Annotated in this window: 16 protein-coding genes; 9 read left to right on the top strand and 7 right to left on the bottom strand. The window is 44.0% G+C overall.

The genetic code is table 11. From position 1 onward, the window contains the following. Nucleotides 1-202: 202 nt before the first annotated feature. Complete coding sequence (locus NIAKO_RS33100) at nucleotides 203-451, top strand: hypothetical protein (protein ID WP_014222863.1); 249 nt, start codon at nucleotides 203-205, stop codon at nucleotides 449-451. A gap of 24 nt (nucleotides 452-475) precedes the next feature. On the opposite strand, the gene NIAKO_RS33095 is transcribed toward NIAKO_RS33100, so the two are convergent. The 3 genes from NIAKO_RS33095 to NIAKO_RS33085 form a co-directional block, all read right to left on the bottom strand. Continuing rightward, nucleotides 476-1,585, bottom strand: coding sequence for a PA0069 family radical SAM protein (locus NIAKO_RS33095; RefSeq protein ID WP_014222862.1), 1,110 nt, complete (start codon nucleotides 1,583-1,585; stop codon nucleotides 476-478). A 159-nt stretch (nucleotides 1,586-1,744) separates the two neighbouring features. Continuing rightward, the gene (locus NIAKO_RS33090; RefSeq protein WP_014222861.1) at nucleotides 1,745-2,356 is read right to left on the bottom strand and encodes a 2'-5' RNA ligase family protein; all 612 of its coding nucleotides are present in this window, start codon (nucleotides 2,354-2,356) and stop codon (nucleotides 1,745-1,747) included. Nucleotides 2,357-2,387: 31 nt separating this feature from the next. After that, on the bottom strand, nucleotides 2,388-3,002 hold the full coding sequence (locus tag NIAKO_RS33085) for a 2'-5' RNA ligase family protein (protein ID WP_014222860.1): 615 nt from the start codon (nucleotides 3,000-3,002) through the stop codon (nucleotides 2,388-2,390). A 74-nt stretch (nucleotides 3,003-3,076) separates the two neighbouring features. Between NIAKO_RS33085 and NIAKO_RS33080 the strand changes: the two genes are divergently transcribed. Both NIAKO_RS33080 and NIAKO_RS33075 read left to right on the top strand, forming a co-directional pair. After that, nucleotides 3,077-3,511 carry a LexA family protein gene (locus NIAKO_RS33080; protein ID WP_014222859.1) on the top strand — a complete coding sequence of 145 codons (435 nt, stop codon included), beginning with the start codon at nucleotides 3,077-3,079 and terminating at the stop codon, nucleotides 3,509-3,511. Between the two features lie 105 nt (nucleotides 3,512-3,616). Then, complete coding sequence (locus NIAKO_RS33075; protein ID WP_014222858.1) at nucleotides 3,617-4,900, top strand: Y-family DNA polymerase; 1,284 nt, start codon at nucleotides 3,617-3,619, stop codon at nucleotides 4,898-4,900. A gap of 101 nt (nucleotides 4,901-5,001) precedes the next feature. On the opposite strand, the gene NIAKO_RS33070 is transcribed toward NIAKO_RS33075, so the two are convergent. After that, nucleotides 5,002-5,934, bottom strand: a complete 933-nt coding sequence (locus tag NIAKO_RS33070; RefSeq protein WP_014222857.1) for a DUF72 domain-containing protein — start codon at nucleotides 5,932-5,934, stop codon at nucleotides 5,002-5,004. 83 nt (nucleotides 5,935-6,017) lie between these two features. Between NIAKO_RS33070 and NIAKO_RS33065 the strand changes: the two genes are divergently transcribed. Genes NIAKO_RS33065 through NIAKO_RS33055 form a run of 3 tightly spaced genes read left to right on the top strand, consistent with a single transcriptional unit; the run spans nucleotide 6,018 to nucleotide 7,243 of the window. Then, the gene (locus NIAKO_RS33065) at nucleotides 6,018-6,599 is read left to right on the top strand and encodes an RNA polymerase sigma factor (protein ID WP_014222856.1); all 582 of its coding nucleotides are present in this window, start codon (nucleotides 6,018-6,020) and stop codon (nucleotides 6,597-6,599) included. A 12-nt stretch (nucleotides 6,600-6,611) separates the two neighbouring features. Further along, nucleotides 6,612-7,001, top strand: a complete 390-nt coding sequence (locus tag NIAKO_RS33060; RefSeq protein ID WP_014222855.1) for a hypothetical protein — start codon at nucleotides 6,612-6,614, stop codon at nucleotides 6,999-7,001. Nucleotides 7,002-7,030: 29 nt separating this feature from the next. Beyond that, on the top strand, nucleotides 7,031-7,243 hold the full coding sequence (locus NIAKO_RS33055) for a hypothetical protein (RefSeq protein WP_014222854.1): 213 nt from the start codon (nucleotides 7,031-7,033) through the stop codon (nucleotides 7,241-7,243). Between the two features lie 89 nt (nucleotides 7,244-7,332). On the opposite strand, the gene NIAKO_RS33050 is transcribed toward NIAKO_RS33055, so the two are convergent. Further along, a complete protein-coding gene (locus NIAKO_RS33050) occupies nucleotides 7,333-8,163 on the bottom strand; it encodes an N-acetylmuramoyl-L-alanine amidase (RefSeq protein WP_014222853.1) in 831 nt (276 codons plus the stop codon). Between the two features lie 140 nt (nucleotides 8,164-8,303). Next, nucleotides 8,304-10,781, bottom strand: a complete 2,478-nt coding sequence (locus NIAKO_RS33045) for a TonB-dependent receptor (RefSeq protein WP_041347591.1) — start codon at nucleotides 10,779-10,781, stop codon at nucleotides 8,304-8,306. An 826-nt stretch (nucleotides 10,782-11,607) separates the two neighbouring features. Between NIAKO_RS33045 and NIAKO_RS33035 the strand changes: the two genes are divergently transcribed. Next, entirely contained in the window at nucleotides 11,608-12,825 is a 1,218-nt protein-coding gene (locus tag NIAKO_RS33035; protein WP_014222849.1) for a DUF763 domain-containing protein, read from the top strand. Nucleotides 12,826-12,942: 117 nt separating this feature from the next. On the opposite strand, the gene NIAKO_RS33030 is transcribed toward NIAKO_RS33035, so the two are convergent. Next, a complete protein-coding gene (locus NIAKO_RS33030) occupies nucleotides 12,943-14,160 on the bottom strand; it encodes a DEAD/DEAH box helicase (RefSeq protein ID WP_014222848.1) in 1,218 nt (405 codons plus the stop codon). 147 nt (nucleotides 14,161-14,307) lie between these two features. Here NIAKO_RS33030 and NIAKO_RS33025 point away from each other — a divergent pair, with 147 nt between their 5' ends. Together NIAKO_RS33025 and NIAKO_RS33020 are read left to right on the top strand one after the other, a co-directional pair. Next, a complete protein-coding gene (locus NIAKO_RS33025) occupies nucleotides 14,308-14,502 on the top strand; it encodes a hypothetical protein (protein ID WP_014222847.1) in 195 nt (64 codons plus the stop codon). A gap of 100 nt (nucleotides 14,503-14,602) precedes the next feature. Beyond that, nucleotides 14,603-15,427, top strand: a complete 825-nt coding sequence (locus NIAKO_RS33020) for a DNA-formamidopyrimidine glycosylase family protein (RefSeq protein WP_014222846.1) — start codon at nucleotides 14,603-14,605, stop codon at nucleotides 15,425-15,427. Nucleotides 15,428-15,432: the final 5 nt, after the last annotated feature.

Genomic DNA, 15,432 nt, shown 5'->3' with positions numbered 1-15,432 from the left:
GCTAAAGATATTTGTAAATACCTGCCCTAAAATCCGTAGAACTACTCAATTTTAATACAGCTACTACTTCTTACTTTTGGTACTTTAACGCTTGCTCCTCAATGCGATATAAAGGAACTTTGGATCAACCAGACAAGCCGTTCCGAGTCACAGGTGAAAGTTTAGGCCCAATTGAACTTTTATAACTTTTAATTTAAATTCCATGAGACAGCAACACTCCTCCATTAGTAAATCAGACTCTGTTTCGCCAAATGAAACTGCCCACAATCTCTTTCAACCTATCATGGCCGACTCAGTAGAAGTAATGGAATATTTCTACAAGGGAAAGATCCAGGATCTGGAACAATCCCTTACCCAACTTAACTTACTGGACAATGCACGGGAAATTGCCGGTTTGTGTAAAGAAATAATTCGTACTAAGGAAATGCTACAAAAGATCATGACAAAATAAGAAGGCGGGAGCTCAATTAATTTCTCAGTCAAATAACCTTCCCTGAGCGCCCGGTCGTCTGAAGGTGGTCGTATCCAGATCAAGTTCTTCAGCGTTCATTCCATACAGTTTACCATATTTGCGATATTGTTGGGAGATGATCTCAGCAATATCGCCTTCCCCACGCATCCTAACACCAAATCTGGTATCATTTACCTGACCGCCGTGGCTTTGCTCGATCATATGCCATACCTTATCGGCCCGGTCGGGAAAGTTTTTATATAACCAGTCGTGAAACAGTAATTTAACCGATCCATTCAATCGCACAAACGTATAAGCAGCAGAAGTGGCTCCATGCTCTTTCGCTGCAAGCATAATGCGTTGCATCTCATGATCGTTCAACCCCGGTATCATAGGGCCCATCATCACGCCTACCGGAATACCTTCCTCGCTTAACTCCTTTATCAGCCGCAGGCGTTGCATGGAGGTGGTAGTGCGTGGCTCCATTACCCGCCGCAGGTCTTCATTCAGTGAGGTAATAGTAACCATCACCGAAGCCAGTTTCTTATTGGCCATTTCTTTCAGAATATCTTTATCCCGCACCATGCCGCCATTTTTACTGATAATGCCTACCGGCTGGTTAAAGGAATTGCATACTTCCAGTAAGGACCTGGTTAACCGGTATTTTTGTTCGGCTGGCTGATAACAATCGGTATTACCACTTAAACTAATAGGCACACCCTCCCATTTGGGATGCATTAAATACTTACGCAGCAGTTGCGGGGCATTCATTTTTACAATGATCTTTCTTTCAAAATCAAGCCCCGCGCTATAACCCCAGTACTCATGTGCATTGCGGGCATAACAATAGATACAACCATGTTCGCAACCCATATAAGGGTTCATGCTGTACCACATGCCCACATCGGGACTGGTCACTTTATTTACCAGGCTCTTGGCTTCCTGCTCCAGGTATTGGGTGGGTTCCTGCTTTTCTGTCCAGTCGTCAATGCCCTCTACATGTTCGCGCACATGCTGGTCTTTCAGAAAACGGTTTTTTGTATTGATCTGGGCACCCCGGCCTTTTTTATAATTATCAGGCTCGTCCATCTTCTTCGGGGTAACCCGGTAACTGTCCTGCTTTTTTTCTTTCATATTGTACCTTTTTAAATATCACATAGCCAAACTGCTTCATAGATAAGGTTGCCTGTATTACTGCAGACCCGTACGACGCTCCCATCCCGATAAATCGGGACAGGAGGTGGTCCCCATTTTTTAAATTTGAAAGCTTAAACAATACCACTACAAGCATGACTATACAAATAACTCCCCTTGTTTTGTCGTAACGGGTAAATTCATAAATTCAAAACGTTGTGCTATTTGCCATGATCTGTCGCCCAGGCGGCGTTTCAGGAATAACATATTATCTGCTATAAACGACCCGGTAAATTGCCGGTGCGAAAACTCAAGCCATCCTTTTTCATATTGCCAGGGTACCAGCCGGCGACCGATGGCAATAAACGGTTCATCAATAAAATGTGGCTTGTGTTCATTATCCAGTTTCATCAGGCGCTGCGCTTCCTTTATTTCACGCACCAGGTTTTGAACCGGTATTTTGGTAGTAACATTTATAAAGATGGTATGCGATGGAAAACTTCCATAATCTTTCAGCGATACTTTAAATGGTTGAAAACCCATGCCTATTAGTTTCAGGCGGTTTACAAGCCGTTCTTCCATCATCTCCAATTGAGTAAACCGTACCAGGGCAAGATGCGGCTTACTTATAAGTGCAGCCGAATTCTTATATGTTTCGCTGAACTCATTTCTAACCTTCGCAATTTTATTGCGCAACTCTTCATGCGGGTTCAACACCAGCATGTATTCATTAATTCTGCATCCGGGTATAGACTGAATATTGATTTTCATAATTGAATTTTTTTAAGGATGAAATAATATGTCAGGCCACTTCACTGTAGGTTTTATGGTTAGCAGGCAAAAAACGAAATACGTTTATGGTTTTAGCGGTAGCGAAGGGATGGTCACGCCCTAGTAAAACCAGTTCTATTGCCATAAAATGCGCCCTGAATGTTTTACGCGAATACACAGGCAGGGCTTTATGGTAAATGGGTTCAGGTAATTCACAGGCCAGCGAAATATGTGGTATGCGGTCAATAATACTACCGGGCATGGCATGCACATGATTGTCGAGCATTTTTAATTGACCGGCCAGTTGTTGCAAGGGTTGGGGATTTTGAATACGCAGGTAAATGTTATGCTGCGGAAAGCCACTATAATTATTAAGTGTTACATCAAAACTATTGTGCTGGCTGCAAATGCGTTGTATCCACCGGATCAGCGTTTCCTCCATACCTTCGCCTGCATAAAAACCAGCCACCATTATATATGGAAATGTTTTTGTCACATTTTCCACGCCATAATTCATAAAGAAACGCTGCTTTTCTGCCATAATCTTTTCATACACAACGGCATCAGGATATATAACCAGTTTATACTCCCGTTGTCCGCTCCCATTCCAGGCAAATGGGGCGTTTTTTACTAACCCGGTATTCATAAATCATTTTTTATTGGATCAACAATTTAGCATAAATTTACTAAATAATTTAGTACACCCAAAAATTAAATTATATGGAGGGGGAATTTTTTAACGAAACATCGTACCGGGGAACAAAAAAGTTCTCGCAACAGGATGTTAAAACAGCTGATGCCACTGGCTTTGGCGCTGCGGCGGATGATTACATGGAACGCGGTATTGACCTGAATGAACAATTGATCCGTAATAAACCTGCCACCTTTTTTATGCGTGTACGCGGCGACGCTATGACAGGCGCCGGCATTTATGATGGGGACACAATTATTGTCGATCGTAGTATAAAAGCCGAGAGTGGTAAAGTGGTAGTAGCCATATTAAATGGAGAAATGTTCATTCGCCGGCTGGAAAAAACATTCAATAAAGTACGGCTGTTGTCCGAAGACAAAAAGCATGCAACCATTGAGGTAGATGCATCGTGCGATGAACTGGGGATCTGGGGCGTTGTAACATACAGTATCCATCAGGTTTAAACATTAAACAACATAATTAAACCATTCCATTAAGCCATCCTATGCGTACATTGAGCCGCTCCGGTTTGCGGGGCGGCTCCCAAACTCAACAGCAAATAGATTGTTATGAAAGCAATTGTTGATTGCAACAGCTTCTATTGTTCAGCCGAACGCCTGTTCAGGCCCGATCTGCAACACAAACCGGTGGTAGTATTAAGCAACAACGACGGGTGCATTGTTTCCCGCAGCGATGAAGCCAAAGCCGCTGGTGTGGGGATGGCTGCTCCTTATTTTGAAGCGAAACCGCTTATTCAACAACACAACATTTCAGTATTTTCATCCAACTACAATTTATATGGCGATCTCAGCTGGCGGGTTATGGAAACTTTACGCATGTTATTGGGCGATGCCGGCAAGGTAGAAGTATATTCGGTTGACGAAGCCTTTATTGATCTTGGCTATGTACAGGAGGAAAAACTGTATGAAACAGCCATGCACATCCGCCAAACGGTTGAACAATGGACCGGCATTTCCGTATCCATTGGGGTGGCGCCAACCAAAACCCTGGCCAAGCTGGCCAACTACCTGGCCAAGAAAAACAAAGCGGCTACGCAATGTGTGTATGTACTGGCCAACAGGCAACAACAGGTAACTGCCATGCAACAAACCCGCGTGGGTAATGTATGGGGCGTTGGCTGGGCCTATGCCCAAAAACTCATTAACCTGGGAATTACCAGCGCCTGGGAATTATGCACCATGTCTGAGGAATGGGCCTCTTCCAATTTGGGAGGTGTTACCGGCGCCCGCCTTGTCAGGGAATTAAACGGACTGCCATCATGCGAAATGGAAAAGCCGCTGGTCAATAAAAAAATGATCGCCACTACCCGCATGTTTGGTCAGCCGGTAACCAACATTAATGATATTAAAGAAGCTATTGCTACTTATACATCCAGGGCAGCCGAAAAATTACGGCGACAGCACAGCGCGGCCCGGGTTATCAGTGTTTTTATTGTTCCCCGCGAACAGAACTATGAGGTAAATTTTCGCCGCGGTGCTACGGTAAGCTCGCATGTTACTTTACCAACTGCCACCAGTTGTACCAACGAGTTAATAAAACCCGCGGTACAATTGGTAGAATCATTGTACGAACAGGGTAAGGTGTATAAAAAAGCAGGTGTTATGCTGACGGGCCTTGAACCGGATGAATCTATTCAGGGTAATTTATTTTTACTAGAGCCACAGAAGTATAACCGGCTTTTGATGAGCATGATGGATAATATCAACTTCAGCATGCGAGATGATGTGCTGAAATTCGCGGCCTCGGGGCTTACCCGTGACTGGAAAATGCGGCAGGAATTACGCAGTAAACGATACACTACGCGTTGGGAAGAATTATACGAAGTAAGCTAGTGATCAATATCAATTACTGGGTTGAAACACTCTTTTAATTTGAAACTTTGTATAAGGTTTTATAAATGTAGGTACCACCCAGGTGTCTCCTCAATCCTTTCTCAATCAAAAAACGTTATCTGCGTACCTGCTGCCTGTCCTTCGGGTTCTATAAAATGCGGCTGAGCCAGCTGCAAGCCACAGGCGGCATTGAGTTTATCGGTGAGGTAAATGATCAATTCGGGCGAATACAATTCATCTTCCATATGCACAAAGAAATACAGTTCCTCTAACCCTTGTTCCATCCAGTTAATGATGCGGTCAATCCAGGCATCCAGCCGGGAATAGTCTGTCGGGTGCATGCTATTGGCCACAAACCGAACAAATGCTTTTGGTATGGTCAGGTGCATATGGGCGCAATCCCTGCGGCCTGCGGTATCGGTTATAACCGCTCCTTTCTTCAGCAAATACAAAGTATTGAAGTATTCTTTTCTGATAGCTTCCTGGGCAAACCAATCGGGATGACGCACTTCCAGAAAGAAGGCCACGTCGCCGGGTAACGCTTTTAAAAATGCAAACAACTCATCTTTTCGGTTAGGGCCAAACGAATCGCTCAGTTGTATAAACAATGGCCCCAGGTGTTCTTTAAATGCTTTTACGCCCTGTAAAAATTCATTTATCATACTTTCCTTCCCTCTTAAGCCACCCAGATGCGTTACACCCTGGTACAGTTTGGGACAAAAAGTAAAATCCCGGCCATTGGCTTTATCGGCCCATTTGGTGATAGCCGCCTGGTCGTATATTTTATAATGCGTGGCATTCAGTTCAATGCAATTATAATGTTGTACATAGTTGCTTAAGAAATCTTTCTCCTTTGCCCTGGCCGGGTAAATTTTGCCCAGCCAGCCTGGTACGCCCCATTGCGGACACCCGATCCGGATATTTACGATGGGCTTTTTCACTCCACCCAGGATCTTTTTATTGCCGGCTGGCTCAGGTGGAAGTGTAAAATCCACTGTATCTAATTCACTTACAGGCAGTTTTCCAAATTTCATATTACAATTTACACCAACCTTTCAACTTTTTTTACCATCTTTAAAATATCGCTATCTGCTAGCCGTCTATTCAGGTATAATACATGAAGGACACGCTTACGATAGCACCTGGCATGACAGCAGACAGGAAACGCAATATAACGCAGGTCATTACCGACTATAGCAAACGCCTCATGGGCTTTATCCGCAAACGGGTAAACAATGAAGCCGACGCAGAAGATATATTGCAGGATGTGTTTTACCAATTTGTTGGTAACACGCAGCCTATTGAGCAAATGACCGCCTGGCTGTTTACGGTAGCCCGTAATAAAATAATCGACCGGCAGCGCAAAAAGAAACCTGAAGCCCTGGAAGACCTGTTTGGGGAAGAGGAGAATGAAGAAGGCGGGCTTAACTGGTCGGAGTTTTTATTTGATGCCAGCGACAACCCCGAGAAAGATTACCTGCGTACCCTCTTTTGGGAAGAACTGAACAATGCACTCAGTGAATTGCCCGAAGAACAAAGACAGGTATTCATATTAAATGAACTGGAAGGAGTACCATTTAAGGAAATTGCCGAACGAACCGGTGAAACAGTGAACACCCTGCTTAGCCGGAAACGCTATGCAGTACTTCACCTGCGTAACCGGCTAAGTGTGTTGAAAGATGAATTATTAAATTATTAAACAACGTGTAACATGAAACGTAGATTCTGGTTTGGCAAAGCTGTTATGATCCTGGTATTCTGTACAGCTTTTATCATGTTGTTCAGCTTCATAGTAATGAGCTTGTGGAACGGCATTCTGCCCGATGTACTGGGTGTAAAACAAATCACCTTCTGGCAGGCGCTGGGCATACTGGTATTATCAAAAATATTATTCAGTGGCTTTGGTGGCTTCGCCCATAAAAAAGAACAATTCAGGAACCGCTTCCGCCAAAAAATGATCGCCAAATGGGAGAAAATGACCCCCGAAGAAAAACAACAGTTTAAAGACGAATGGAAAACCCGTTGCAGGGGTGGCTGGCGTGGTGGTCCCTTTAACGACCGCGATTTCCCCACTCATGAACCCGAAGCTGAGAACAAATAAACCCGCTTTTTTAATAAAGCTTATAGGTAATGGAAGTGCTTGTATTTAAAACCAACCTCCGCTTTAAAAAGCACATCAATGCGGTAACACCTCATATAAACAACCTGCAGGGTATTGCCCGCTGGAATGTTGACCTCGATGATACCGACAAAATACTTCGGATCGAATCCATTGATCTTAGTCCCCGCTCTGTTGAAGCAACCCTGCAACAGGCGGGTTACTTTTGTGAAGAGCTGCAATAAAACGCAAAAGGCAAAACGCTGAAAGCTGAAAGCTCAAGGCCGCGAGGCCAGCATAAAAGGGTATTCGCGTTAAGCATTTAGCATTAAGCCTACTGATATCTGCGCTCCAGATCGAACAGGATCTTTCTATCATCATCCGTTAAAGTCTTAATCAATACTGTATCCTGCGGCACAAAATGTATTTTAAACGACCGGATAGCCGCCAGGGTATCTTTTACATTATAACCTATAATACGTAATGCCTGTGTTGTATTAAAATATTCAGGCACCACTACGGCCGTAGTATCATACCACAATCCAAAACCCCGTTGCGACAAAGCCTGCCAGGGGAAGTAATGGCTGGGATCATTTTTGCGGCCCGGCGCTACATCGGCATGACCAATAAAATTGGCAGCGGGTATTGAATAATGACTCTTCAGAGTGTCCAGCAATTTCATCAAACTGGTTATCTGCGCCTCGGGGAATGTTTCATTGCCGTTATTATCCAGCTCAATACCAATACTGCTTGAATTGATGTCGGTAAAATTACCCCACTTGCTTACGCCCGCCTGCCAGGCACGCAGGTAATCGTTCAACATATGGTGAATGGTGCCATCCTTACAAATAACATAATGTGCACTCACCTTGGTGCGTTGCAGGGTAAATGTTTTTAATGTTTGCTCGCAGGAATTCTGCGCCGTATGGTGGATGATTACAAAATTGGGCTTGCGCAAATCGAAGTTGGTGGTGGCAACCGCATAAACCGGCATAATGGCCGAATCGAGCAGCAGCTTATTGGGAACAGGTTTTAAATTATTGGCTAACTGCTTCGCCTGCTTTTTATAAAATCTGTTGGTTTTGGCATATGGATTATGCGCACAACTGTAAACCAGGGCCGAAATTACGATTGCAAAAAACAAACTTCCAGCAAATACACGCATAGTGAACGGTTTTTTTTACAACCTATGCAAAGTAGGGAAGATAAATGTTAAGCAAAAAAAATCCTCCCCGGCTGCGCTTCGCTGAAGCTTTGCGAAAGCGTAGTAAGAGGAGGATTTTCTTCTATCGATATCCCTGCTTGTTATTTAGGAGAACCACCACCTAATCCACCACCGCTGTCATTGGCACGCTTATTTTCGTCTTCAGCGCCTGTTTTACGTTGGCGGGCTGCTTTCACCTGGCTGTTACCAAACCGGTAAGTAAAGTTCAGTTTAAACTGACGGCTTTCAAAGTTACCGCTTGCCACCGTGTGCTGTCCGGCATAATTGCTGGTGCCTTTCCATTTCAGAGTATGGAAGATATCACTTACCGATGCTTTGATATTTCCAGCACCCTTTAATACGGTTTTCTGAAAACCACCATCTACGCTCCAGATGTAACTGCTCTTAATAGTACCCTGCCAGATGGATGGAGAAGTATAAAAGCCGCTCATTTCACCCGTCCAGCCTTTGCCTAACTTAAATGTTTGTTGCGCAAAGAAGTTAAGGGCAAATACATCCAGGTCAATTTTCTTGCCGGGGCCGTTATCAGCTTTGTATTTTGTGTAATAGGTGTTCAGATTACCAAAAATACTATACCATTTGTACTGGAACGGATAGCTGATGTTCAGGCTCACAATATCCTGTGTGGCCAGGTTCTTCTGGGTGATGAACGCTTTTGATTTTTCTGTGGTATCAACCAATTGCGAGAAGATATCTTTTACATGGCTATAGTTCAACGTAGTGTTTAACCGGTATTTATAGGTATGGGTAATGCCCACGCTGTTGGTATACTGGGGCCTTAAGCTGGTATTACCTTTTTTGAACGTATACTCATCAATTTTAAATTCAAATGGGTTCAGGTCCTGGTAATTGGGCCTGTCAATACGCCGGCTAAAAGTCAAACTATACTGGCTCATGGGCTTTTTATTAAGCGTAATGGCCGCACTGGGGAAAAGGTTCGTATAATCGCGGGTAAAAGTGGAATCATATGGAACATACCCGGTTCCGCCCCATACATAACCCTGTGACCGCCCGGTAGCATGGGTATTTTCAACCCGTACACCAGCCTGGATCATAAAGCCTTTGAATTGCCTGTTGTAATTGATGTAACCGGCTCTTATATTTTCCTTGTATACAAAAGTGTTGCTACGCGAAGAATCATAATAAGTCGTTTTTCTGTCAACATCATCAACATTATACCGCCTGAAATCATTGTTGCTTTCAACATATGATACCTTGCCACCCAAACCTAAACGGCCTTTTTTAAAGTTCTGCTCATAATCCACCTTGGCGCTATATAGGTCAATGTTAGTAGGCGCATTCATAAAGTATATGCGGCTGTAGAGCGGCTTGCTTTCGTCGGCCGGGTTGTAATAATCGTTGGGTTGATACTGATCGCTTCTGTTACGGTAAGCGCCATAATCCGCATCGATGTTCAACTCATGGCCCGAAGAATCAGCATACCGGTAGTTCAGGTTTCCGTTGATGTTGTTCTTCTTATTCTTACTGGTGTTATTGGCAATCAATACGCGGTCAACAACCCCGGTAGGTATATAAGAAATAGGTGTACGGGCGTAGTTGTTGATGTCCTGATCGGTAAAGGCGCCATTGGCCATAATACCGATGGTACTTCTTTTATTAAGGAAATAATCCACCCCCGCTTTAAAGTTATGGCTCTTGTTCCCTACATCGATCTTTGTTTTGCCATCAAACAAGGTGTCTGATGCCTCTCTGTGCAGGTTCACATTGGCTTGGTTGGGGTTGTCATTATAGTTATAGTTGCCAAATACGTTTACATACTTGTTGCGATTGTTGAGGGAAAAACCGGCATTGTATTTTGGCGTAATACCTATATTATAACCAGCATTTACAGTTCCATTTGTACCATAGCTTTTGTTCTTCTTCAGTCTGATGTTGATGATACCGGCATTACCGGCCGCTTCATATTTGGCAGAAGGGTTGGTAATGATCTCGATGGCTTCAATAGAAGAAGACTGAATGGTTTTAAGGTAGTCCGACAGGTCCTTTCCGGTAAACGGTGTAGGACGTCCATCTACATACACCTGTACGCCGTTCTTGCCGCTAACAGTCAGGTTATCGTCCTTATCAACCATAACGCCCGGCGATTTACGCAACAGCTCAAGTGCATCCTGACCTACGGAGTTAATAGTTCCTTCTACATTCAAAATAGTTTTATCGGCCTTAACTTCTACCATAGGTTTACGGGCGGCTACTACCACCTCTTTCAGGTTTCCGGTAGTTTTGGTTAATCCAACCTCAGGCACTGTTACATCACCGGTTCCACTCACTTCAAATGCTGCAGAAGTTTTGGGTGTATGACCGGTAAAGGTAACCGCTACAAAATAGCTACCTGCATTGATACCGGTGAATGTGTACTGGCCGGTTGCATTGGTAGCTGCCAGCTTAACCAGAGCGGAGTCTTTTACTTTTTTAAGTGTTACTGTTGCCCCGGATAAAGCCTTTCCTTGATCATCTTTAACATTACCCGTTATTTGCTGCGCCTGTGTGGCGGCAATACAAAACAACAAAGGCAACATTATCAATAAGAGCTTTTTCATGAATTAAAATATTTGCAGTTTTAGTCGACAAAAGTATCTGTGTGTTACAGTCTTATTACTTCGTATACACAAACGGTAAATAAATACCATTAACGGCTATGTTGTAACCCAAATGCAGCATAATTATTTTGATGTAATATTTATATTCATCATACAGCATAATGAATGTTTAATCACTGAGCAGACCAAAGCTGCTTACAATTGTTCGTATGCTTCATTGCGTAGTATTACTTAATAGGTTCAGTAGATAACTTTAGCAGTTCACCACAGTATTCTTTACTTTCACACGCATAAATCAGCAGTTCACACACATTGATAACTATCTTAAAAAGCTTCCTGTTATTTTTGGGTTCTGGCTGATCGTACCTTGTTCTTTGTTTAATGAAATTGTATTCATTCACCTTCAATAGGATGCGCAGGAGCATTGCTGGTAATGGATCCGTATTGCTGCAGGAGCCCCCGGAGTAAATATCCTTAGTTGGATACAGTCGTTCGCCGTGCATCATTAGCGAACGTACCTGTATGCTGTTGAAAAACCCAAACCGGAAAAATGAATGAGGCCCTCTATCTGAACCACAAGCATCTGGAAAATTATTACAGCATGGAGTGACTGGGCTGGTCACTCCCCTGCGCTCTCTCATTAATTTCATTAAACACTTAAATCTTAATAGAGTAAGTTCATCATAAACGGGGTTCCATATAGTCCTGCTTCGGCGGGACTTTTTTGTGAGTGGTGAGTAGTGAATGGGCTCGCGAATTTTGAAGTTAATCCCTACCTGCTGCCTTCTGCCTTTTTTTAGCAAATAATTACTAACTTTGTTAGCACATGAAACGCTCAGGCACTGCCGATCTTCCTTTACACTATGGCGCTGTTCCGCCCTGGCTGGCCGAACGCATGGCCAAACTGGGCCGGGCCATAACCGAGGTGATCCTGATGGAATATGGAAAAGCCGATTACATTCGCCGGCTTAGTGAACCCTGCTGGTTCCAGAGCCTGGGTGCAGTAATGGGTATGGACTGGCACTCTTCGGGCATTACCACTTCTGTATTAGGGGCATTAAAAAAAGCCATCAATCCATTATCAAAAGAACTGGGCATTTATATCTGCGGCGGTAAAGGAAACCATTCCCGCCAGGTACCCAATGAACTGTTAGCCATTGGCGAACAAACCGGGTTGAATGCACAACAACTTGTTCGCTGCAGCAAGCTGAGCGCCAAGGTTGATAATACCGCGGTTCAGGATGGATTTCAACTGTACCTGCATAGTTTTATTGTTAGCAGCGAAGGAGAATGGACTGTTATTCAACAAGGCCTGAATGATGCTACCGGTACAGCCCGGCGTTATCACTGGCACTCTCAGCCATTGCAGTCATTCGTTAATGAGCCGCATACTGCCATCTGTGGTTTACAGGCAGGCAATATTCTGAACCTGGTTGATAATGAGGCAGCGCCTACCCGCTCAGGCATTCTCACCTTATCAAATAATGAATCGCCCAACGATCTGTTGGTTGAAATACAGCACCTGAACATGCCCGCCCATCATGACGTACGGGAAAAAGATGTAGACCTGAAAAGACTGGGCGCTATGTTATGGCTGACCCATGAAAAAAAACCTGCCGATTTTGAAGAGTTGTTATTGCTGGAAGGAATGGGTCCCCGCACCTTGCAGTCACTGGCCCTGGTGAGCGAAGTGATCCATGGCACCAACACCCGGTTTAAAGATCCGGCCCGGTTTGCGTTTGCCCATGGAGGAAAGGATGGGCATCCGTTCCCGGTTCCCACCAAAGTATATGACGAAACCATCAATGTTCTACATAAAGCAGTTGAAAAAGCAAAGATTGGTCAAAGCGATAAACTGCAGGCAATAAAGAAGCTTACCGAGCTGGCTCAAAAAGCCGAAGAGAATTTTATTCCCAATAATAACTTTGAGCAACTCATAGAAAAGGAACGCAATGAATCCTGGCGTTATGGCGGCCAAACGGTATTTGGTAAAGAAAAGCCACCGTCAAAAAGATCAAAGGGAGTACAGTTGAGGCTCTTTTAAAATAAAGTGCTGTTCCAGATTCCAGGCTTCAAGTCACAGGACCCTTTGTATTCAATCCCCTGAAACCTGTAACATGAAACGGATTGTAAATTGCCAATCGCTTATTGTCTATTGTCTTTATTTCCTCCTCGGTTTACCCTGATGATGATATCTTCTTTTATTACCACCACTTTTTGAACGAAGCCTTGGTTGATACGCAGGTGTACTACCTAATTCTTCGGGTACAACAGCCTTTTCAACTTCTTTGCCGATCAGCTTTTCAATAATGGCAAATTTGTTCTGCTCGGCTTCGCTTACTAACGTAAAGGCCATCCCATCTGCTTCTGCGCGGGCCGTTCTTCCAATACGATGTACATAATCTTCGGCATCGCGCGGCACATCATAATTAATCACCAGGTCAATCGTATCGATGTCGATACCACGGCTTAATATATCCGTAGCGCAGAGTATGGGTATACGTCCGCTGGTAAAACCATTCAACACATTTTCCCGTTGAGACTGCTCCAGGTCGCTGTGGATCTCTGCAATCTTGAACTTGGCACGCTCCATATCCCGCACCAATAATTTTACACTTTGCTTACGGCTGCAAAAAATGAGCGCGCTTTTAAAGGGAACGTTAGTTAAGATATGTTTTAGTAAGGGCAGTTTTTGTGGTTCATACACTACAAAAGCTTTCTGTACTATTTTCTCTGGTGGCTTTGAGATAGCAATGTTGATCTCGGCCGGGTTGGTCAGGATCTTTCTTGCCAGCTGCCTGATCTTGTCGGGCATGGTAGCCGAAAACATTAATGTTTGCCGTTGCGTAGGCAGCGTTCCAAGGATCTTGTTGAGATCATCAGAAAAACCCATATCCAGCATGCGGTCAGCCTCATCCAGCACCAGGAACTGCAATTGTTTAAATTGTACATAACCCATATTCAGGTGGGCGATCATGCGGCCAGGCGTACAAACGACAATGTCAGTGCCGGTTTGCAAAGCCTTCTTTTCAGCAACAAAGTTGCTGCCGTCGTTACCGCCATATACGGCAATGGAACTAAGATTGGTAAAGTAAGAAAGTCCTTCCAGGTGCTGGGCAATCTGGATGGCCAACTCACGGGTAGGCACAATTACCAATGCACCAACCTGTCCATCGATGCGATGGGTAAGCAGGCGATTGATAACCGGCAGCAAAAAGGCCGCTGTTTTACCGGTACCGGTTTGGGCGGAAGCGATTATATCTCTGCCTGCCAAAATGGGTGGTATAACCTGTTCCTGAACAGGGGTAGCATTTTCGTAGTTGGAGGCTTCAATGCCTTCTAATAAGTCAGGGTGAAAGCCAAATTCAGTAAAGCGCAAGATGTCAATTTATTTAGGTGTTTGCGGAGCATGGTCCTGCATTTAATATTATACAAGCAAATATAATGGAATTTGGTCATGTAAATCAACAAAGTAGAACAAGTTCCACCGGGCACATCCTTTGCCATATTACATAAAAGTAGTATTATGGAAAAACGAGTCTTGGGCATTATACTCGCACTGGTTGGTGTTGTGGGACTTATACTGGCCGGCGTGAACTTTATGAATGGGGGCACCAATACGCATAACATTAAGCAAATCATTATGTATGGAGTACTGGGCGCCATCTTTTTCTTTGCGGGGGTTGGCCTCATCCGCAATACCCGCGATAGAGCAACCTAGTAGTATGTGGAATTCAATACTCAATGATTGTTGCTTTTTCATAATTCGGCTACCACCTCTCTTCCAGCGCATTATAAACCCATCAATAGCCGAATAGCCTATGCCAGAAGGGCCCAGTATTATCATTCTCAAAGAAGCCGTACAGCAATTCAAAGGCAGGAAGATCCTGTCTGCATCCGGTAATACACACGCTATAGAATTGGACGCACTGGTAAATCAGAAAATTATCGGCTTCAAAAGCTGGGGTAAACATTTTCTGATCTGTTTACCAAAATTCACCTTGCGTGTTCACTTCATGCTGTGGGGTTCGTACAGTGTTAATGAACCCTTAAAAAAGAACATCCGCCTTCATTTGCATTTTAACAATGGTGATCTGTACCTCTACAGTTGTTCAATAAAAGTAATAGATGAAGACCTTGACCAGGTGTACGATTGGAGCGGTGACGTGCTTAATGATGCCTGGAATGAAAGCAAAGCCAGGAAGAAACTGAAAGCCCGGCCCGATCTGCTGGTTTGTGATGCCCTGCTGGACCAAAACATTTTTGCCGGGGTAGGAAATATTATCAAAAATGAAGTACTGTTCCGCATTCAGGTTCACCCCGAAAGTATTATCAAATTGTTACCTCCACGCAAACTCACTGCCCTCATCCGGGAAGCCCGTAATTACAGCTTTGATTTTCTGGAATGGAAGAAAGCATTCGTATTAAGAAAACACTGGCTGGTACATACGAAACAGATCTGCCCCCGGTGTGTTATTCCGCTCATTAAAAAATACCTGGGTAAAACCGGGCGCCGCACCTTTTATTGCGAGAACTGCCAGGAGTTATATGCCGAACGCACAACGCTAAGCACGGAACGCTCTAGGCAAAAAACCAAAGGTGAAAATCTTACCGCAAAAAAGAAAGCCCGTAAACCAACTTCATAAGTTAA

The organism is Niastella koreensis GR20-10 (assembly GCF_000246855.1).
Lineage (GTDB): Bacteria > Bacteroidota > Bacteroidia > Chitinophagales > Chitinophagaceae > Niastella > Niastella koreensis.
Note: the sequence above shows the minus strand (reverse complement) of the source record. Positions and strands in the feature narration are given on the sequence as shown.